Genomic DNA, 18,799 nt, shown 5'->3' with positions numbered 1-18,799 from the left:
CATGACAACTCCCACACTCCAACCCACGGTCACGCCGCGGACCAAGGGCGTGCGCAAGGGCGTCCTCGACCCGAAGCTGCTGCTCACCTCACTGCCCGACGCGGTCCGCAAGCTCGACCCACGCACCCTGTGGAAGAACCCGGTCATGCTGATCGTGGAGATCGGCGCGGTGTGGTCGACGATCCTGGCGATCGGCGACCCGACCTTCTTCGCCTGGGCCATCGTCGTCTGGCTGTGGCTCACCGTCGTGTTCGCCAATCTGGCCGAGGCCGTCGCCGAAGGGCGCGGCAAAGCGCAGGCCGACACGCTGCGAAAAGCCAAGACCGACACCGTCGCTCGTCGTCTGGCGGACTGGACACCCGGCGGCCGGATCATCGAAGAGCGCGTCGCCGCCACGGAACTGCGGCGCGGTGACTTCGTGGTCGTGGAGGCCGGTCAGGTCGTCCCCGGCGACGGTGACGTCGTCGAAGGCATCGCGTCCGTGGACGAATCGGCCATCACGGGTGAATCCGCACCGGTCATCCGCGAATCCGGCGGCGATCGCTGCGCGGTCACCGGCGGCACCACGGTGCTCTCGGACCGGATCGTCGTCGAGATCACCCAGGAGCCGGGCGCCAGCTTCATCGACAAGATGATCGCGCTCGTCGAAGGCGCGAGCAGGCAGAAGACGCCCAACGAGATCGCGCTCAACATCCTGCTGGCCGCGCTCACGATCATCTTCGTATTCGCGGTGGCGACCCTGCAACCCTTGGCGATCTTCGCCAAGTCGAACAACCCCGGCGTGCCGGACACGTCGGCGCTGGACGCGCACGGGATCACCGGCATCGTGATGGTCTCGCTGCTCGTCTGCCTCATCCCGACCACCATCGGCGCGCTGCTCTCGGCCATCGGCATCGCGGGCATGGACCGCCTCGTGCAACGCAATGTGCTGGCCATGTCCGGTCGCGCGGTCGAAGCGGCGGGCGATGTGAACACCCTGCTGCTCGACAAGACCGGCACCATCACCCTCGGCAACCGGCAAGCCGCCGAATTCATCCCGGTGCCCGGCGTTCTCGACGACGAACTGGCCGACGCGGCACAACTGTCGAGCCTCGCCGACGAAACACCGGAGGGCCGCTCGATCGTCGTGTTCGCCAAGGAGGTGTTCAACAAGCGCGAACGCAGCGCGGGAGAACTGCCGGGCGCGACGTGGATCGAGTTCACCGCACAGACCCGCATGTCCGGTGTCGACCTCGCCGACGGGCACCAGCTGCGCAAGGGCGCGGCCGGCGCTGTCTCCGACTGGGTTCGCGCCCAGGGTGGTTCGATTCCGAGCGAGGCAGCCGCGATCGTCGACGGCGTCTCCGCCTCCGGGGGCACCCCGCTGATGGTCGGTGAGCTCCGCGACGGAACACCGCGGCTGCTCGGGGTGATCCACCTCAAAGACGTGGTCAAACACGGCATGCGGGAACGCTTCGACGAGATGCGCCGCATGGGCATCCGCACCGTGATGATCACCGGCGACAACCCGTTGACCGCCAAGGCGATCGCCGACGAGGCGGGCGTGGACGACTTCCTCGCCGAAGCCACGCCGGAGGACAAGCTCGCCCTGATCAAGTCCGAACAGGACGGCGGCCGCCTGGTCGCGATGACCGGCGACGGCACCAACGATGCCCCCGCGCTCGCCCAGGCCGACGTGGGTGTGGCCATGAACACCGGCACCTCGGCCGCCAAAGAGGCGGGCAACATGGTCGATCTGGACTCGGATCCGACCAAGTTGATCGAGATCGTGGAGATCGGCAAGCAGTTGCTGATCACCCGTGGCGCGCTCACCACGTTCTCCATCGCCAACGACATCGCCAAGTACTTCGCGATCATTCCCGCGCTGTTCGTGGCGCTGTTCCCCGGTCTGGACGCGCTCAACATCATGCGCCTGGCCAGCCCCCAGTCGGCGATCCTGTCCGCGGTCATCTTCAACGCGATCATCATCGTGGCGCTCATCCCGCTGGCGCTGCGCGGTGTCAACTACCGGGCGAGCAATGCCTCGGCGCTGTTGAGCCGCAACCTGACGATCTACGGCCTCGGCGGCATCATCGCGCCGTTCGCCGGGATCAAGCTCATCGACCTGCTCGTCCAACTTCTCCCCGGGATGGCCTGAAATGCGCATGTCGACCTGGATCCGGCAGCACCTGGCCGCGCTGCGCGCCCTGCTCGTGCTGACCGTGATCACCGGAATCGTCTATCCCGTCGCTGTTTTCGCGATCGCCCAGCTGCCGGGGCTCAACGAGAACGCCGAAGGCTCGCTCCTCGAGCGGGACGGAGAACTGGTGGGCTCCAGCCTGATCGGGCAGTCCTTCACCGATGCCGACGGCAAGGCGATGACGCAGTATTTCCAGAGCCGTCCCTCGGCCGCGGGCGAGGGCTACGACCCGCTGTCCACCGCCGCGAGCAATCTCGGCCCGGAGGACATCGTCGACACCGCCGACCGCACCAGCCTGCTGACCACCGTGTGCACCCGGTCGAAGGAGGTCGGCGACCGTGAGGGGGTCGACGGCGCCCGCCGGTTCTGCACGAAAAGTGGTGTGGGCGCCGTGCTCTCGGTGATCGGGCCGCGTGACGCGGACGGTGATGTGTCGCAGCCGGTGCAGGTGGTCAGTGTCAACGAACTCTGCCCCGCGCGACCGTTCCTGACCACCTTCCGCGGTGTCCCCGTGGAGTGCGCGAAGGAGGGCGAGGACTACGCCGTCGGCCGGATCATCCCGATCCTCGGCGACGCACCGGCCGAGGCCACGGTCCCCGCCGACGCGGTCACCGCGAGCGGCAGCGGACTCGACCCGCACATCTCCCCCGAGTACGCGGCCATCCAGGTCGAGCGGGTCGCGAAGGCGCGCGGCATCACCGCCGCCCAGGTGCGCGAACTACTCGCCGCGCACACCGACGGGCGCACGCTCGGATTCCTCGGTGAGCCACGGGTGAACGTCGTCGAACTCAACCTCGATCTCGACGCCCGCTACCCGTTCGCGGGCTGAAGCACAGCGATCGGGGCCGCAACCATCGCAGGTTGCGGCCCCGATTCCGCGCTCTACTCCTCGTCGGTGATCAGAGCCCAGCCCTCGGGCAAGCCCGTCACGGTCACCGCCGAGCCGCACACCTCGAGATCCACCGTCACCCCGTCGCCGAGCCGGAACTCCGACATCCGCACACACCCCCAGGCCGGGGGAATCTGCGGCCGCAGCGTCAATGTCCTGGCCGGCACATCGGGATCGAGCCCGAGGAACGACCGAACCAGCAGCAACGGCGCCGCACTGGCCCAGGCCTGGGGCGAACACGACGTCGGATACGGCACGGGCGCAGCGAATCTCGCACGCGGGAAGCCACAGAACAGCTCGGGCAACCGGCCGTCGAACGCCGCGGCGGCATCGAGCAGACCACCCGACAGCTTCGTCGCCAGTTCCACCGCGCCCGGCACATGCTGGTATCGCATCAACCCGGCGACAGCGATCGCCGTGTCGTGCGGCCAGATCGACCCACAGTGGTAACTCATCGGGTTGTAGGCGCCCATATCGGAAGCCAACGTCCGCAGCCCGAAGCCCGAATCCATCTCCGCCCGGGACAGATTGCGGATGAGGATCTCGGCGTGCTCGTCGGTCGCGATGCCCGACCACAGACAGTGTGCCGCATTGCTGGTCAGCGCGTCGACCTGCCGTTTACGTCCGTCCAAGGCCACCGCGTACCACCCGTAATGGGGTAGCCAGAACTGTTCGGCGAACTTGGTTCGCAACTCGTCGGCCCGCTCCCGCATTCGCACGGCCAGCTCGGGGTCATCGAACTGGTCGGCGAGCTCCGCACGGGCCAGGAACGCCGCGTACACATATCCCTGGACCTCGGCCAGCGCGATCGGGGCCTCGGCGATATGTCCCGCGGCGTCGTTGATTCCGTCGAAACTGTCCTTCCAGCCCTGATTGATCAGGCCGCGATCGGTGGCGCGCACGTATTCGACGAAACCGTCGTCGTCGCGGTCACCGAAATCGGTGATCCAGCTGATCGCGGCGTCGGCCGCGGGCAGCAGGGTGGCGATCGACGCCGGATCCGCGCCCCATCGCAGACATTCGGCGAGCAGCATCACGAAAAGCGGTGTGGCGTCGACGGTTCCGTAATAGATCTGTCCGCCCAGCACCTGCCCGACCGAGGGACCGCGCCGCATCTCGTGCATGATCCGGCCCGGCTCCTCTTCGACGAGAGGATCGATCGTCTGCCCTTGCAATTCGGCCAGCTGCTGCAAAGTGCCCAGTGCCAGATCGGTTTCCAGTGGCAGCGACATCCACGCCGTGAGCAGGGAGTCCCGGCCGAACAGCGTCATGAACCACGGCGCACCCGCGGCCACGAAGGGCCGGTTGGTGCCCGAATCGGTGTGGATCTGCAAGGCGCCGAGATCGCTTTCGGTGCGCCGCAGGATCTGGTTGAGCAGGCCCGAATCCGCGGAGATATCGGTGGCGGTGGCTCGCCAGGCCTGGATCTTGCGCACGGGCTCGCTGGCCCGATATCGCTCGCCCGGTGTCCCCGCGATCTGCGGGCGTTGCGCGGCGCCCGCCGGCTGGGCGGTGATCTCGGTCTGCCAGCGTCCGCCCGCGGGGACCACGACCCGCCAGATCATGGTGCCGGGCAACACCATCGGCTCGACGGTCGAGGTGAGCGCGAGCCCACGCGACAGATCGGCGCGGTCGTGCAACAGCAATTCACCGTCGGTGGTGGTCATCTCCGCCCGGCGCCCGTGGGTCCGGCCTTCCTTCACCGCGAACAGGTCGACGAAATCGGCGTCGACGTGCAGTTCGAGCACCACCGCTGTCGCCTCACGGCTCATGTTCTCCAGCGTGATCAGCTCGTGCATGCCCTCGGCGACGAGCCGATCGCGCACCACGAGCAGGGTGCTGTCGGCCCGACCCTGTTGCGGCGGCCTGCGTAGCACGAACCGTGCCGCGAAAGCCTCCGGGCTCAACACCGACAGCGCCTCGGGCCGTTTGCCGTCGATCATCAGCTCCCAGCGCGAGATCACCCTGGCGTCACGGAAGAACAGGCCCTGCGGCTTACCCGGCTCGATATCGCCGAGCCGGTCGGACAGGCAGAACGTGCCGCCTTCGACAAGGGTGATGTTGCCGCCGCCGCCACCGAGCCCCGCGGGTTCCCCCGCGTTGAGGGGGCTCGGCGCCGAGGCGCTGTCGGTGCTCATGCGCGCCCGTTGGCCGCCACCCCGACGGGCATCGGCATCGCATACGCGGTGTCGTACCCGATCGTGGTGCGGGCGAGCAGTTCCCGGTACACCTGCTCGTAGCCGCGGCCGAGGGTGTCGGCGCTGAAGTTGTCGACCACGTGCTTGCGGCAGACCGCAGGATCGTAGGTCTGAACTTCGGCGATGGCCTCGGGCAACTCGGCCGGATCGTCACAGATCCGCCCGGTCACCCCGTCGACCACCACTTCGCTCACCGCACCGCCACGCAACGCGACCACCGGCGTACCGCAGATCATCGCCTCGATCATCACCATGCCGAACGGCTCCTCCCATCGAATGGGGAACAGCAGACACTTAGCTCCGGAGAGCAGCTTACGCTTGGCGGCCGCGTCGGCGAGACCGAACATCTGATCCTGATCGGTCATCCGCGGCTGCACGAACTTCTCGAAATAGGCCTTCTCCGGCGGCTCACTGCACTTGCCCGCCAGGATCAGCGGCATGCCGGCGGCGTGGGCGGCGTCCAGCGCCAGATGCGGGCCCTTGTCGTCGCTGAACCGGCCGAGGAACAGCGCGTAGTCCTGCTTCTCGGTCTGGAACGGCCACTGATCAGGACGCAGCGCGTTGTGGACCCGGCCCGCCCACGGCAGATCGGGCGCCAGCGCGCGCTGACGGTCGCTGATCGCGACGAGCGAGCACTCCTCGCCCAGTTCCTTGTAATAGCGGTAGCAGTCGTCCTGCACCGGGCCGTGCACGGTGACCACTGTCGGCAGCCCGAGATTGGCGTAGGCGGGCGCGTTCAGCGGGCCTGCGAACGTGTGGTCGTGGACCAGGTCGATGCCTTCGGTATCGGCCAGCCGCTCGATGGCGCGGCGCACCCGCAGCGCGTGCACGATTTCCGGGAACGGGTCGCCCAGCCGTTCGGGCTGGATCCGGTCCCACAGCGGAACGAAATCCGCCTGGGTACCGTCGACACCCGCACCGAACAGGGTGACGTGATGGCCGCGCTCACACAGGGAGTCGACCAGATCGGCGACTACGGCCTCGACGCCGCCGTAGGCCTTGGGTGGAACGTCGAAATACGGTGGAACAACCATCGCGATCCGCAAGGGACCACCGTGGTGATCGATCGAATAGAGATCGGACGCGGACAAACCGGTCGGCGACATTGCCGACGTGTCTGTACTCATGACCTTCCTTCCAGGGACGCAACCTCGCAACACTTGCGCGAACAAGAGATGGCCGCCTCGGCGGAGGTGGAGACGAGAGCTTCACCGCCGTCCATGGGGCATGGTTGGCCTGGCCAGACGCGATGCGCACCGTTTCGGGTGCCCGTCTGAACAGAGGGGCCGTCAAGGAACGTACCCCGCTACCGCAGAGTAAACCAGCGTGTTGCTGGAAATGTTCTATATCGATTCCCTACCACGGCAGGAGATTACGCGGTCAGAGGCGGTCTACGGCGTACAGATTGCCTGTCCAACCGAATCGAGGCACGGAATATTGCCGAACTCCCGAATAGTGGCCCTGCCCTGACCGTGCATCAGGTAGTCGATGAACTGAGCCGCTAGCGAATCACCGGCCACCTGCCCGTGTGTATCGGCGTACTCCACCACCGTGAGCGGGTATGTCCGCATCTTCATGGTGTCCTCCGACGCGCTGACCCCGTCCAGCGCGACGAGTTTCACCTCGCCGCTGACCGCCGAAGTCTCCATGTACCCCACCGCGCCTGGGGTCCGCGCGACGAACGATGCCACCCCCTCGGTGGTCTTGACCTCGCATTGTTCGCCCTCCGATGGCCTTCCGGCGCACGGGATGAACGGGAACACCTTGCGGTTACCTTCGAGCAACCGATTCTCGAGCGCCGTTCGGGTACCGGAACCCGCCTCCCGGTCGATCAGCACCACCGGCTGATCGGGCCCACCGATCTGGTTCCAGTTCTTGATGTTTCCCCGGTACAGATCACGGACCTGCTGCGTCGTGAGATTCGGCAGCTCGACACCCGGGTGGGTCACGATCGAGAAGGAACTGAGAGCCAATTGATACTCGATCAGTTTGTCGAAGCCGTTGCCCTTGGGACCATCGCTGATCGCGAGCATCTCCTGCGTCGGGCCGGTCTGGACCAGCTCGACGAGCCCGTTGGAGGTTCCCGCGAAGTCGAAGGTGAATTTCGCTCCGGTGCAGGTCTTTGCGTAGTTCTGCGCGGCCGTGCGAATCATCGGCGCCATCGCGGTGGAACCGACCAGGGTGAGCTCACCCTCCGCGCAGTCACGCGGTGGCGGGTCCGGTTGCAGGGCGAGTACCGCTTGCACCGCGATCAGCGCGACCAGGAATCCCGTCAGCGCCATCAGTTTCTTCGACGGGCCGGAGTGACTCGTGGTCTCGACGACCTTGCCCCGCTTGACCCGCCCGGTCAGCACCGGTTCCGCCGGCTCCCCGTCACCGTGTACCCGCTTCAGCACCGCCAGAATCTTGTAGTGCTGGCGTCGTTCGAGCTGCACCTTCGGCAGATCGATGATGCCGGCGAAGTTCTCGCCCTCGCCTCTGGCCCGCTTGCCGATGCCCGATCCGGGGCCGAGATTGTCGGAGAGCGGCCCGTCCAGCTCGGTCACCGCCAGACCGATGACCTCACGGCCGGGGAACGTGACATGAAGTCCGACACGTGGATCGGTTCCACTCATCGTGTAGTCGTCGGGGTCGATGGCGAGCGTGCCGCTGTTCTCGACGCGGACCAGCACCACCGACAGCTTGGCCAGGTCCAGCTGTGGCCCACCGGCTTCCGGGGTGCTCAGATTCGCCAAGGCACCGACCAGCGACGCGGTGTCCGTCTCGCCGGTCACCGGCGTGTCCATCTGGAAGCGGTACCCCAGCCGACGCCGCCCGACCAGGACGAATTCGCGGACGAACGCCGCCGAGGCCACTACGAGGCCGATCGCGGACAGGATGAGCTCCACCGGAATATCCATCAATCCCCCCACTAAACAAGTTCGATCAGCGAGTTGATGTGTACCAGGCGGGATTCGGCCGATCGGAGATCGAAATCAGTTGTTGGGCAAGACTTCACCCATTCGATTCCGAACACCAGGCGAGCAGCTCCTCGACCGGCCAGGTATCGATCACCTTCTCGGCCGTCACCCCGTGCGCCAGCGCGCGCTCGCATCCGTACCCCTGCCAGGCCAGCTGGCCCGGCGCGTGCGCGTCGGTGTCGATGGAGAACAAGCAGTCCATCTCGACGGCCAGCTCGATCAAACGCCCGGGTGGATCACGGCGTTCGGGGCGGCTGTTGATCTCGACAGCGGTGCCGTAGCGACGGCAGGCTTCGAAGACGAGTTCGGCGTCGAACGACGACTCCGGACGGGTGCCGCGAGACCCTTCCACCAGGCGACCGGTGCAGTGGCCCAGGATATCGACATGGGGGTTCGCGACGGCGTAGACCATGCGCTTGGTCATGGTGTCGCTGTCGTCGCGCAGGTGCCAGTGCACGCTGGCGACAACGACATCCAGGCGTTCGAGCAGATCTGCCCGCTGGTCGAGGGTGCCGTCGTCGAGGATGTCGACCTCGATACCGGTGAGGATGCGAAACGGCGCCATCTGCTCGTTGAGTTCGGCGATCACGTCGAGTTGGCGCAGCAGCCGGTCGGCGGACAGGCCGTTGGCGACCTTGAGACGCGGCGAATGGTCTGTCAGCGCACAGTATTCGTGGCCGAGCGCGGCCGCGACGCCCATCATCTCGGCGATCGGGCTTCCCCCGTCGGACCAGTCCGAGTGGGTGTGCAGATCACCGCGCAGCGCCTTGCGCAGTTCTTCGCCCGCGGGCGCGATCGGCTTCGCCTGTGCGCGGAGCTCGGCAAGATAGCCGGGAACCTCACCGGCACATGCCTGCTCGATGATGGCCGCCGTCTTGGGCCCGATTCCGGCGAGCTCACGCCAACTGTGTTCGCGTGCGCGCGTGGCCACCTCGTCCTCGGCGAGCCCGGCGATGACATCGGCGGCCCGGCGGTAAGCCTTCACCCGGTGTGTTTCGGCACGACCGCGTTCGAGCCAGAACCCGACCTCGCGCAGTGCCGCCACCGGACCCGGACTCGCCGCCGATGTCATCGCGGCTACTTGATCCGGCCGTACTTGAGGAACGCGACGCCGTCGGCGTACACCCGGCTGGTGATCACCCGGAACTTCTCCGGCGCGGGCAGTTTCGCCCCGCCGCCGAACAGCGGCCTGCCGGTGCCGAGGACCACCGGGTGCAGCTTCAGGAACACCTGGTCGATCTCGGGCAGCAGCGCCTGCGCCAGTTCACCGCCACCGCAGAGCCAGATCCCCAGTCCGTCTTCGCGTTTGAGCTCACGCACCGCGGCGACCGGATCCTCGGCGATCAATTCCACGCCGGGAGCGGGCGATTCGGGCAGTGTCGTGGACACCACGTACTGGCGCAGGTGCTCGTACGGGCTGGCGGTGCCGGTGCGTACCCCGAAGTCGTGGGTCTTGCGGCCCATGATCACGGTGTCGAAGTAGATGTTGCCCGCCGCGATCCCGCGCGCCTCGCGCACCTTGGTGGGCAGGGTTTCCGGGTACTGCGAGATGATCGCGGGCCCGTGATCACCGCCTACCGGGAAGAAGTCCAGCGTTCCGTCCTCGGCGGCGATGAAACCGTCGATTGTCGATGCCACGAAATAGGTCAGCTTGCGCATAACGTCCTCCCTGCACGGACCCGGTCTGTCACGACCTGTCAGAGGAAACGTTAGCGTGCCCGGATCAGCGGCGGCGCGGCTTCCGTTGACACTTCGGACAGGAAAACGACGACCGATTCATGAACTGTTCCCGCACCAGCAGCGTCGCACACCGATCGCACGGTTCGTCCTCACGCCCGTAAGCGGCCAGTGACCGGGAGAAATAGCCGGATTCGCCGTTCACATTCACGTACAGGGCGTCGAAGGAGGTGCCACCGACGGCCAGCGCTTCGGTCATGACCGCGCTGACCCCGTCGAGCAGGGTACGCACGACCGGGCGGGTGAGTTCGGCGGCGACGCGGGTGCCGTGCAGTCCGGCCCGCCACAGTGCTTCGTCGGCGTAGATATTGCCGATGCCCGAGATGACCGTCTGGTCGAGCAGCACTCGTTTGATCTCGGTGTTCTTGGCACGGATGGCCGCGACCACGGCCTCGCGATCGAACAGTGGGTCGAGCGGATCGCGGGCGATATGGGCCACGGAATCGGGCACCACGGTCCCGTTCACCTCGACGAGGTCGGCCAGCGCCCAGCCGCCGAAGGTGCGCTGATCGACGAAGCGCAATTCGGCGCCGTCACCGAGCACGGCCCGGATGTGCGCGTGTTTCTCGACGGGAGCGTCGGCGGGCTGCACCAGCATCTGACCGCTCATGCCCAGATGCACGACCAGTGCGGTGTCAGGCTCGTCGAAGGTGAGCCAGAGATACTTCCCGCGGCGCTGCGCGGAGTCGATCCGCAACCCGGTGAGCCGGGCCGCCAGATCAGCACCACCCGCGGCGTGCCTGCGCACGGCCCGCGGGTGGGTGACGGTGACGGTATCGATCGCCCGGCCGACGGCGTGATCGGCGAGACCGCGCCGGACAACCTCGACCTCGGGCAGTTCGGGCACGGGTCAGGCGTTGTCTGTGGATTCGGCGGTCAACGCCTTGTAGGCCGTACCGGCAGCCTTCTGCTCGGCTTCCTTCTTGGACCGGCCGATGCCCGAACCGTACGGATGACCGGCGATCACCGTGGTGGCGGTGAACTCCTTGTTGTGGTCCGGTCCGGTGGAGGTGATCTCGTAGGCGGGCACACCGAGACCACGTTCGGCGGTGAGCTCCTGCAGGCTGGTCTTCCAGTCGAGGCCGGCGCCCATGCGGGGGCCGCGCTCGAGCAGATCGGCGAACAGCCGCAGCACCACACCGCGCGCGGTTTCGATGCCGTGCTCGAGGTGCACCGCACCGAGCAACGACTCCATGCCGTCGGCGAGGATGCTCGGCTTGTCGCGGCCGCCGGTGAGCTCTTCGCCCTTGCCGAGCAGCAGATACTGACCGAGACCGCCGTCGCCGAGACCACGCGCCACCTCGGCGAGCGCGTGCATGTTCACCACACTGGCGCGCAGTTTCGCGAGTTCACCCTCGGATTTCTCCGGATGCTCGGTATACAGGCGCTCGGTGATGCTGAGGCCGAGTACCGAGTCGCCGAGGAATTCCAGGCGCTCGTTGGTCGGCAAACCGCCGTTCTCGTACGCGTACGACCGGTGCGTCAGCGCTAGGCGCAGAAGCTCCGGTCGTACGTCGACACCGAGGGCGGTGAGCAGGCTGGCGTGATCCGCCGCGCCTACATTGTCTTTACTGGCTGTCACGTTGCTAGGAATGATCTACAACGATCAGACTGCAGAGGTGACCTGGCGGCCCTTGTAGGTGCCGCAGGACGGGCACGCGATGTGCGGGAGGGTCTTCTCACCACACGCGCGGTTCGGGCAGGTGACCAGGGTCGGCGCGGTGGCCTTCCACTGGCTGCGCCGCGACCGGGTGTTGGAACGCGACATCCGACGCTTGGGAACAGCCACGGCTACTTCTCCTCTTGGTTTTCGCTGACTACACCGGCATCAGATGCCGCGGCAGCGGTTTGGTCTTGGTGGTGGAACCCTCAGGCGGGGTCGCCGGTACCGGGCTCGTCAGTGGCAAAATTCGCCAACTTCGCCCAGCGAGGGTCCAGTATCTCATGCCCATGATCAGGACCCGCAATCGCCATCCGCACACCGCACTCGGGGCACAGGCCCGCGCAGTCCGGCGAGCACAGCGGCTGCAGCGGAAGCTCCAGCCCGATGGCGTCGAGGATCACCGGCTCGAGGTCGACGAGGTCGTCTTCCATGCGGTAGACCTCGGCATCCTCGGTCGTCTGCTCGGTGGTGCTGTCCGGATACGCGAACAACTCCGTCAGACGAATCTCCACCTGGTCCTCGAACGGTTCGAGGCAGCGCGAGCACTCCCCGGCCGTCGGCCCGGACGCCGTGCCGGTGACCAGCACACCCTCCGAGACCGCCTGCAATTGCAGATCGAGTTCCACCTCGGCATCGGCCGGGATGGCGATCAGGTCGAGACCCAGCCGCTCGTGGTCGGTGACCGTGCGACGCAGCTCCCGCATGGTTCCCGGCCGACGGCCGAGATTGCGGACATCCAGCACAAAGCCCGCCTCCGACACAGGACCACTGGTCTTGCGTGGACGCGCGGACGAACCGGAACCGGCGGACATCACGGACTCACTTACCGTCGAGGGGATAATGGGCAACCACTCCACAGTACGGCAGGACCCCGCCGGAACTCAAAACGCGCGCTGGGCGCCAGGACAGGTCAGCGCCGGTGCTCGGCAGCGTATTCCGGGTATTCGGCGGCTGGTGCGCCGCGCATCTGCTGGCGGCCGCGGGTGATCGAGCGCCGGGTGGTGTTGAGCGTCTCCTCCATGGATGCGAGCCTGTTGCCGAAATCGGCCATCTGCTCGTCGACGTAGTCGTCGCATTCGGTGCGCACCCGATCGGACTCGGCCTGGGCCTCGTCGATCAGACGGGCGGATTCGGCGTGCGCGACCCGAACGACCTCGGTCTGCGCGACGAGGCGGGCCTGCTCGGCCTTCCCGTCGGCGACCGAACGCTCGTAGGAGGCCTTACCCGCTTCGATGGCCCGGTCGGCGTCGATCTGGGCGCGAGCGGTGAGCTCGTCGTACTCGGCGTTGCCGTCGGCGACGACCTGATCGGCCTCGGCCTGGGCCGACGTCACCAGGCGGTCGGCGTGGGCGGTGGCCTCGGCGACCATCCGGTCGGCGTGGTCCTTGGCGTCGGCGAGGATGCGATCGGCCTCGGCGCGCGCCTTGTCGATGGTGGTGCGTGCCTGCTCATTGGCCGTGGTGACCGTCGTTTCGGCACCGCTGCGGGCGTCGCCGACGATCTTGTCGCGGTGATCGAGCACGTCCTGGGCGTCGTCGAGTTCACCGGGCAGCGCGTCGCGGACGTCGTCGAGCAGCTCGAGGACATCGCCGCGCGGCACGATGCAACTGCGGGTCGGCGGGATGCCACGCGCCTCTTCGACGATGGCGACCAGTTCGTCGAGTGCTTCGAATACGCGATACATGCTCACTACCCTCCTGCGGACTCACGGCGAAACCACTACCGCCGACGCCCAGTGTGCCTGTCCGGGGCGGCTGCGCCGAATGTCGTCGCGGTGTGTCGCGACAGTGTCCAAGATCGCACAGATATCAAGTGGAGTGCAGCCCTCCACTTCGGCTACCATCGGTAAGCACGACAACGCCGTCCGCCGGGAAGCACCGCAACTTTTTCGCTGTTGTACTCCTCGACGTCTGTTCATTTGGGATCGGAGTCGAACATGACCCTCCTGGAAACTCCTAGGAGTCCGGTGTCGCACGTCGCGGGCATGTTCACTCCCTGGACCGGTCCGTTCCCCGTGGTGACGCCGAGTGAAGTCGCACCCGCGCTGCGCCCGCAGTTCGAGGGCGCGCTCACGTACCTGCGCGGCGATCGCGCGCTTCCCCAGCTCTTCCGCTTCGCCCTCGTCGGCGGCTCGAGCAATATCGCCTATGTGCTGCTGTTCTTCGCGATGCACGGCATCGGCCCGCTGATCGCCAATGTGGCCGGATCGGTGGTCAGCACGGTCATCGCCAACGAATTCCACCGTCAGCTCACGTTCCACGCCACCGACCGGGTCACCTGGTTCACGGCGCAGTGGGAAGGTGGCGGGATCGCGTTGATCGGACTCGCGATCACCACCGCGTGTTTGGCCGGACTGGATTTCTGGGCACCCGGACTGGGTGACATCACGCAGGCACTGACGGTCCTGGCCATCACCGCCGCGGTCGGCGGCATGCGATTCCTCGCCCTGCGTGGACTGTTCCGCCTGCCCGCGACTTCCTAGCCCTTGCGCTCGGCCAGGCGGTCCAGCAGACGCTTGTGGACAGCGGGCGGGAGCATGTCGCTCACGTCGCCGCCGTAGGCCGCCACTTCCTTGACCAGCGAGCTGGACAGGAAGCTCAGCGACGGGTTGGTGGCGATGAAGAAGGTGTCCACGCCGGCCAGTTTGTGGTTCATCTGGGCCATCTGGAGCTCGTAGCCGAAGTCGCCCGCGTCACGCAGGCCCTTGACGATCGCACTGATCCCCTCCTGCTTGGCGAAGTCCACCGTGAGGCCCTGCCAGGAGGCGACGCGCACATTCGGCAGGTGGGCGACGGATTCGCGCAGCAGTTCCATGCGCTCCTCGACGGTGAACATGCCCTGCTTCTTGGGGTTCACGTTGACGGTGACGATCACCTCGTCGAACTGGGCGGCCGCGCGAGCGAACACGTCGAGGTGACCGTTGGTGACCGGGTCGAAGGAGCCGGGGCACAGTGCTGCAGCCATACCTCAGACGCTAGCACCGAACTCGGCCAGCTCGACTCTGGTCTCCCCGTATTTGCGTGTCTTCAACGCCACATAGCCTGCGGGCCAGGTGATCTCGGGTGACCGGCTCGACCGTTCCACCACCACCAGCGCTTCCGGCGCGAGCCAGCCGTTGTTCGCGAGCGCGGTGAGGTCGGCGATCACGTCGTCGGTGCTCACGTCGTAGGGCGGATCCGAGAACACCACGTCGTAGGCCCTCGGCGCGGCCTGCTTCAGCACCGAGGACACGCTGCCGAGCCGCAGTTCGGCACCGGGCAGACCGAGCTCGGCGATATTGGCGCGCACCACTTCGCCCGCCTTGCGATCGGACTCGACGAGCAGCGCCCGCTGCGCCCCGCGCGACAGCGCTTCCAATCCCAGCGCCCCCGAGCCCGCGTACAGGTCCAGGACCAGCGTCCCGTCCAGATCGAGGCGGGCGTCGATCGCGCTGAACAGCGCTTCGCGCACCCGATCGGAGGTGGGCCGGGTACCGGCGGGCGGCACCTTCAAGCGCCGCCCGCCCGCCACACCCGCGACGATGCGTGTCATTCCGACTCGCGTGCGACCAGTTCCACCAGCAGGTCGCCGCCCTCGACCTGGGCCACCTTGGTGGTCGCGATCCGGCCCACCACGCCACCGCGCGGCGCGGTGATGGCCGCTTCCATCTTCATCGCCTCGATGGTGCCGACCGTGTCGCCGGCGTGGATCTCGTCGCCCTCGGACACCGCCAGGGTGACCACACCGGCGAACGGTGCCGCGATGTGGCCCGCGTTGTTCTTGTCCGCCTTCTCCGCCGCGGGCACCTCGGACGCGACGGACCGGTCACGCACCGCGACCGGGCGCAACTGCCCGTTCATGATGCACATCACCGTGCGCATGCCCTTCTCGTCGGGCTCGGAGATCGCCTCGAGGCCGATGAGCAGGGTGACGCCCTTCTCCAGCTGCACGCGGTGCTCTTCGCCGCGGCGCAGGCCGTAGAAGAACTGGTTCTCCGACAGCCCGGTGGTGTCGCCGTACTTCTCACGGTGGGCGTTGAACTCGGCGGTCGGGCCGGGGAACAGCAGCCGGTTCAGCGTGGCGCGACGCTCGGCGGACGAGCCGTCGAGCGCCTTCTGATCCGCCGGGCTCAGCGGGGTCTCGGGCTTGGGCTCGTTACGCCCGGCCAGCGCCTTGCTGCGGAACGGCTCCGGCCAGCCACCGGCCGGGGTGCCGAGCTCGCCGCGCAGGAAGCCGATCACCGAATCGGGGATGTCGTAGCGGCCCGGATCGGCGGCGAAGTCCTCGATGTCGACACCGGTGCCGACCAGGGCGAGCGCGAGGTCACCGACGACCTTGGACGACGGGGTCACCTTGATCAGGCGACCCAACAGCCGGTCGGCGGCCGCGTACTTGGCCTCGACCTCTTCGAACCGGTCACCGAGGCCGAGCGCGATCGCCTGCTGACGCAGGTTCGACAGCTGACCACCCGGGATCTCATGGGTGTACACACGACCGGTCGGCGCGGGCAGACCCGACTCGAACGGCGCGTAGACCTTGCGCAACGCCTCCCAGTACGGCTCGAGATCGCACACGTTCTGCAGGTTCAGACCGGTGTCGCGATCGGTGTGCGCGGTGGCGGCCACGATCGCCGACAGCGCGGGCTGTGAGGTGGTGCCCGCCATGGCCGCGGACGCGCCGTCGACCGCGTCGGCCCCGGCCTGCCAGGCCGCCAGGTAGGTGGCCAGCTGGCCGCCGGGGGTGTCGTGGGTGTGCACGTGCACCGGCAGATCGAAGTTACTGCGCAGTGCGGTCACGAGTTTCGCGGCGGCGGGGGCGCGCAGCAGGCCGGCCATGTCCTTGATCGCGAGGACGTGCGCGCCCGCGTCGACGATCTGTTCGGCCAGCTTCAGGTAGTAGTCGAGGGTGTAGAGCGATTCGTTCGGGTCGAGCAGGTCGCCGGTGTAGCTGAGCGCCACTTCGGCTACGGCGGTACCGGTTTCGCGAACCGCGTCGATCGCCGGGCGCATCTGGTCGACGTTGTTGAGCGCGTCGAAAATGCGGAAGATGTCGATACCGGTGGTGGCGGCCTCGGACACGAAAGCGCGCGTGACCTGTTCCGGGTAGGGCGTGTAACCGACGGTGTTGCGACCACGCAGCAGCATCTGCAAGCAGATGTTCGGCACGGCTTCGCGCAGCGCGGCCAGGCGCTCCCAGGGGTCCTCGTGCAGGAACCGCAGTGCCACATCGTAAGTCGCGCCGCCCCAGGCTTCGATCGAGAGCAGTTCGGGGGTCAGCCGCGCGACATGACCCGCCACACCGAGCAGACCGTTGGTGCGGACACGGGTGGCCAGCAGCGACTGGTGTGCGTCACGGAAGGTCGTGTCGGTGACGCCGAGCGCCTTCTGCTCGCGCAGGGCCTTCGCGAAGCCGTCCGGTCCGAGAGTGAGCAGACGCTGGCGCGAACCGTCCGGCGGCGGCAGCGTGAGGTCGACAGCGGGCAGCTTGTCGTAGGGGTACACCGTGGTCGGGCGGTCACCGTTGGGCTTGTTGACGGTGACGTCGGCCAGATAGGTCAGGATCTTGGTGCCACGGTCGGCCGACCCACGCGAGGTGAGCAGTTCGGGACGCTCGTCGATGAACGAGGTGGTCACCCGGCCCGCCTGGAAATCGGGGTCGTCGAGCACCGACAGCAGGAACGGGATGTTGGTCGTCACGCCGCGAATGCGGAATTCGGCCAGTGCGCGTTGGGCACGCGCGGCCGCGGCGGGCAGGTCACGACCACGGCAGGTGAGCTTCACCAGCATCGAGTCGAAGTAGGCGCCGATCTCGGCGCCGAGGTTCGCGCCGCCGTCGAGGCGGATGCCCGCGCCGCCGGGGGTGCGGTAGGCGGTGATGCGGCCGGTGTCGGGGCGGAAGCCGTTGGCCGGGTCCTCGGTGGTGATGCGGCACTGCAGGGCGGCGCCGCGAATCTGCACCGTCTCCTGGCTCAGCCCCAGGTCGGCGAGGGATTCGCCCGCCGCGATGCGCAGCTGCGACTGCACCAGGTCGACGTCGGTGATCTCCTCGGTGACCGTGTGCTCCACCTGGATGCGCGGGTTCATCTCGATGAACACGTGGTTGCCGCGCTCGTCCAGGAGGAACTCCACGGTGCCCGCGTTGATGTAGCCGATCTGACGGGCGAAGGCCACCGCGTCGGCGCAGATACGCTCGCGCAGTTCCGGTGACAGGTTCGGGGCGGGCGCGAGCTCGATCACCTTCTGGTGGCGACGCTGCAGCGAACAGTCCCGCTCGAACAGGTGCATGACATTGCCGTGCTGGTCGGCCAGGATCTGCACCTCGATGTGGCGCGGGTTCACCACCGCCTGCTCGAGGAACACCGTCGGATCGCCGAACGCCGACTCGGCTTCGCGCGACGCGGCTTCGATCGACTCACGCAGCTGCTCGGGTGCGGCCACCCGGCGCATGCCACGACCACCGCCACCGGCGACGGCCTTGACGAAGATCGGGTATTCGAGTTCGGCCGAGGCGGTGAGCAATTCGTCGATATCGGCCGAGGGCTCGCTGGACTTCAGGGTCGGCAGTCCGGCCGCCTTCGCCGCCGCGATGGCCGTGGCCTTGTTGCCCGCCATCTCCAGGATCTCGGCGGTGGGGCCGATGAAGGTGATGCCCGCGGCGGCACAGGCCGCGGCGAGGTCGGGGTTCTCCGACAGGAAGCCGTAGCCGGGGTAGATCGCGTCGGCGCCGGCGGCCACCGCTGCGTCGATGATGGCCTCGATCGACAGATACGCGCGAACGGGATGACCCTCTTCGCCGATCTGATAGGACTCGGCCGCCTTCAGGCGATGCACGGAATTGCGATCCTCGTACGGGAACACCGCGACCGTTCCGATGCCGAGTTCGTAGGCCGCGCGGAAGGCACGGATAGCGATCTCACCACGATTTGCGACCAAGACTTTCGAGAACATTGGCCTACGGTACCCGGCCACGAGCCGGGGCCGGACACGCAAGGTGGCTTCGCAGCAATCTTCACACCGCACACCTGCCTACCTGCGAAGTTGCGTTCATCGGGCCGTCACATCTCACCGTGCGCAGCGGTGCGCGGTGCGCACGGACGGCGTGGGCGCAACCGCAGGTCACGGCCGTGTTCGGGATGGGGCGGTGACCCGTGGCCCCGCTGAGGGCCTATGCTGAGCGGGCAGCTGGTTCGCGTGC

16 protein-coding genes are annotated in these 18,799 nt (G+C 67.3%); 3 read left to right on the top strand and 13 right to left on the bottom strand.

Annotated features, from left to right (window positions below; all coding sequences use genetic code 11):
• Position 1 precedes the first annotated feature (1 nt).
• Both kdpB and ACFTS5_RS00420 read left to right on the top strand, forming a co-directional pair.
• Positions 2 to 2,137, top strand: coding sequence for a potassium-transporting ATPase subunit KdpB (kdpB, locus tag ACFTS5_RS00425; protein WP_378626339.1), 2,136 nt, complete (start codon positions 2 to 4; stop codon positions 2,135 to 2,137).
• Between the two features lies 1 nt (position 2,138).
• Positions 2,139 to 3,008: a potassium-transporting ATPase subunit C gene (locus ACFTS5_RS00420; protein WP_378626338.1), complete on the top strand. Its 870-nt coding sequence runs from the start codon at positions 2,139 to 2,141 to the stop codon at positions 3,006 to 3,008.
• A gap of 53 nt (positions 3,009 to 3,061) precedes the next feature.
• Here the strand turns inward: ACFTS5_RS00420 and ACFTS5_RS00415 are convergent, their stop codons facing one another.
• The 10 genes from ACFTS5_RS00415 to ACFTS5_RS00370 all read right to left on the bottom strand — a co-directional run bounded on the left by ACFTS5_RS00415 (position 3,062) and on the right by ACFTS5_RS00370 (position 13,310).
• Positions 3,062 to 5,206 (bottom strand): glycogen debranching N-terminal domain-containing protein, encoded by a 2,145-nt coding sequence (locus tag ACFTS5_RS00415; RefSeq protein ID WP_378626337.1) that lies wholly within the window; start codon positions 5,204 to 5,206, stop codon positions 3,062 to 3,064.
• The gene (locus ACFTS5_RS00410; RefSeq protein ID WP_378628243.1) at positions 5,203 to 6,372 is read right to left on the bottom strand and encodes a glycosyltransferase family 4 protein; all 1,170 of its coding nucleotides are present in this window, start codon (positions 6,370 to 6,372) and stop codon (positions 5,203 to 5,205) included. The genes ACFTS5_RS00415 and ACFTS5_RS00410 overlap by 4 nt, the downstream gene beginning before the upstream one ends.
• A gap of 285 nt (positions 6,373 to 6,657) precedes the next feature.
• Positions 6,658 to 8,166, bottom strand: a complete 1,509-nt coding sequence (locus ACFTS5_RS00405; protein ID WP_378626336.1) for a PstS family phosphate ABC transporter substrate-binding protein — start codon at positions 8,164 to 8,166, stop codon at positions 6,658 to 6,660.
• Positions 8,167 to 8,260: 94 nt separating this feature from the next.
• The gene (locus tag ACFTS5_RS00400; RefSeq protein ID WP_378626334.1) at positions 8,261 to 9,298 is read right to left on the bottom strand and encodes a PHP domain-containing protein; all 1,038 of its coding nucleotides are present in this window, start codon (positions 9,296 to 9,298) and stop codon (positions 8,261 to 8,263) included.
• 5 nt (positions 9,299 to 9,303) lie between these two features.
• Positions 9,304 to 9,885 carry a dihydrofolate reductase family protein gene (locus ACFTS5_RS00395; RefSeq protein WP_378626333.1) on the bottom strand — a complete coding sequence of 194 codons (582 nt, stop codon included), beginning with the start codon at positions 9,883 to 9,885 and terminating at the stop codon, positions 9,304 to 9,306.
• Between the two features lie 64 nt (positions 9,886 to 9,949).
• Positions 9,950 to 10,810, bottom strand: a complete 861-nt coding sequence (mutM, locus tag ACFTS5_RS00390) for a bifunctional DNA-formamidopyrimidine glycosylase/DNA-(apurinic or apyrimidinic site) lyase (RefSeq protein ID WP_378626331.1) — start codon at positions 10,808 to 10,810, stop codon at positions 9,950 to 9,952.
• Between the two features lie 3 nt (positions 10,811 to 10,813).
• Positions 10,814 to 11,545 carry a ribonuclease III gene (gene rnc, locus ACFTS5_RS00385; protein ID WP_378626330.1) on the bottom strand — a complete coding sequence of 244 codons (732 nt, stop codon included), beginning with the start codon at positions 11,543 to 11,545 and terminating at the stop codon, positions 10,814 to 10,816.
• Between the two features lie 24 nt (positions 11,546 to 11,569).
• Positions 11,570 to 11,752: a 50S ribosomal protein L32 gene (rpmF, locus tag ACFTS5_RS00380; RefSeq protein WP_040708879.1), complete on the bottom strand. Its 183-nt coding sequence runs from the start codon at positions 11,750 to 11,752 to the stop codon at positions 11,570 to 11,572.
• Between the two features lie 80 nt (positions 11,753 to 11,832).
• On the bottom strand, positions 11,833 to 12,438 hold the full coding sequence (locus ACFTS5_RS00375; RefSeq protein ID WP_364401610.1) for a DUF177 domain-containing protein: 606 nt from the start codon (positions 12,436 to 12,438) through the stop codon (positions 11,833 to 11,835).
• Between the two features lie 98 nt (positions 12,439 to 12,536).
• Positions 12,537 to 13,310, bottom strand: coding sequence for a DivIVA domain-containing protein (locus ACFTS5_RS00370; protein WP_378626328.1), 774 nt, complete (start codon positions 13,308 to 13,310; stop codon positions 12,537 to 12,539).
• Positions 13,311 to 13,562: 252 nt separating this feature from the next.
• Here ACFTS5_RS00370 and ACFTS5_RS00365 point away from each other — a divergent pair, with 252 nt between their 5' ends.
• Complete coding sequence (locus ACFTS5_RS00365; protein WP_378626326.1) at positions 13,563 to 14,108, top strand: GtrA family protein; 546 nt, start codon at positions 13,563 to 13,565, stop codon at positions 14,106 to 14,108.
• Here ACFTS5_RS00365 and coaD read toward each other — a convergent pair.
• Genes coaD through ACFTS5_RS00350 form a run of 3 tightly spaced genes read right to left on the bottom strand, consistent with a single transcriptional unit; the run spans position 14,105 to position 18,552 of the window.
• A complete protein-coding gene (gene coaD, locus ACFTS5_RS00360) occupies positions 14,105 to 14,590 on the bottom strand; it encodes a pantetheine-phosphate adenylyltransferase (RefSeq protein ID WP_056811926.1) in 486 nt (161 codons plus the stop codon). The two genes, ACFTS5_RS00365 and coaD, sit on opposite strands and share 4 nt — an antisense overlap.
• Before the next feature lie 3 nt (positions 14,591 to 14,593).
• Positions 14,594 to 15,157 carry a 16S rRNA (guanine(966)-N(2))-methyltransferase RsmD gene (gene rsmD, locus ACFTS5_RS00355; protein WP_378626324.1) on the bottom strand — a complete coding sequence of 188 codons (564 nt, stop codon included), beginning with the start codon at positions 15,155 to 15,157 and terminating at the stop codon, positions 14,594 to 14,596.
• On the bottom strand, positions 15,154 to 18,552 hold the full coding sequence (locus ACFTS5_RS00350; RefSeq protein WP_378626323.1) for a pyruvate carboxylase: 3,399 nt from the start codon (positions 18,550 to 18,552) through the stop codon (positions 15,154 to 15,156). Before ACFTS5_RS00350 ends, rsmD begins: the two co-directional genes overlap by 4 nt.
• Positions 18,553 to 18,799: the final 247 nt, after the last annotated feature.

It is taken from the genome of Nocardia sp. NPDC056952 (genome assembly GCF_042674185.1).
Taxonomy (GTDB): Bacteria; Actinomycetota; Actinomycetes; order Mycobacteriales; family Mycobacteriaceae; genus Nocardia.
The sequence above is the reverse complement of the archived record's forward strand: the minus strand, read 5'-3'. Positions and strand labels throughout refer to the sequence as shown.

Coding starts and splice junctions, on each gene's coding strand:
- ACFTS5_RS00370 (WP_378626328.1), bottom strand. CDS start 13,310: ATGTATCGCGTATTCGAAGCACTCGACGAACTGGTCGCCATCGTCGAA.
- ACFTS5_RS00395 (WP_378626333.1), bottom strand. CDS start 9,885: ATGCGCAAGCTGACCTATTTCGTGGCATCGACAATCGACGGTTTCATC.
- ACFTS5_RS00365 (WP_378626326.1), top strand. CDS start 13,563: ATGACCCTCCTGGAAACTCCTAGGAGTCCGGTGTCGCACGTCGCGGGC.
- ACFTS5_RS00405 (WP_378626336.1), bottom strand. CDS start 8,166: ATGGATATTCCGGTGGAGCTCATCCTGTCCGCGATCGGCCTCGTAGTG.
- ACFTS5_RS00400 (WP_378626334.1), bottom strand. CDS start 9,298: ATGACATCGGCGGCGAGTCCGGGTCCGGTGGCGGCACTGCGCGAGGTC.
- kdpB (WP_378626339.1), top strand. CDS start 2: ATGACAACTCCCACACTCCAACCCACGGTCACGCCGCGGACCAAGGGC.
- ACFTS5_RS00410 (WP_378628243.1), bottom strand. CDS start 6,372: ATGTCGCCGACCGGTTTGTCCGCGTCCGATCTCTATTCGATCGATCAC.
- coaD (WP_056811926.1), bottom strand. CDS start 14,590: ATGGCTGCAGCACTGTGCCCCGGCTCCTTCGACCCGGTCACCAACGGT.
- rsmD (WP_378626324.1), bottom strand. CDS start 15,157: ATGACACGCATCGTCGCGGGTGTGGCGGGCGGGCGGCGCTTGAAGGTG.
- ACFTS5_RS00420 (WP_378626338.1), top strand. CDS start 2,139: ATGCGCATGTCGACCTGGATCCGGCAGCACCTGGCCGCGCTGCGCGCC.
- ACFTS5_RS00375 (WP_364401610.1), bottom strand. CDS start 12,438: ATGTCCGCCGGTTCCGGTTCGTCCGCGCGTCCACGCAAGACCAGTGGT.
- ACFTS5_RS00415 (WP_378626337.1), bottom strand. CDS start 5,206: ATGAGCACCGACAGCGCCTCGGCGCCGAGCCCCCTCAACGCGGGGGAA.
- ACFTS5_RS00350 (WP_378626323.1), bottom strand. CDS start 18,552: ATGTTCTCGAAAGTCTTGGTCGCAAATCGTGGTGAGATCGCTATCCGT.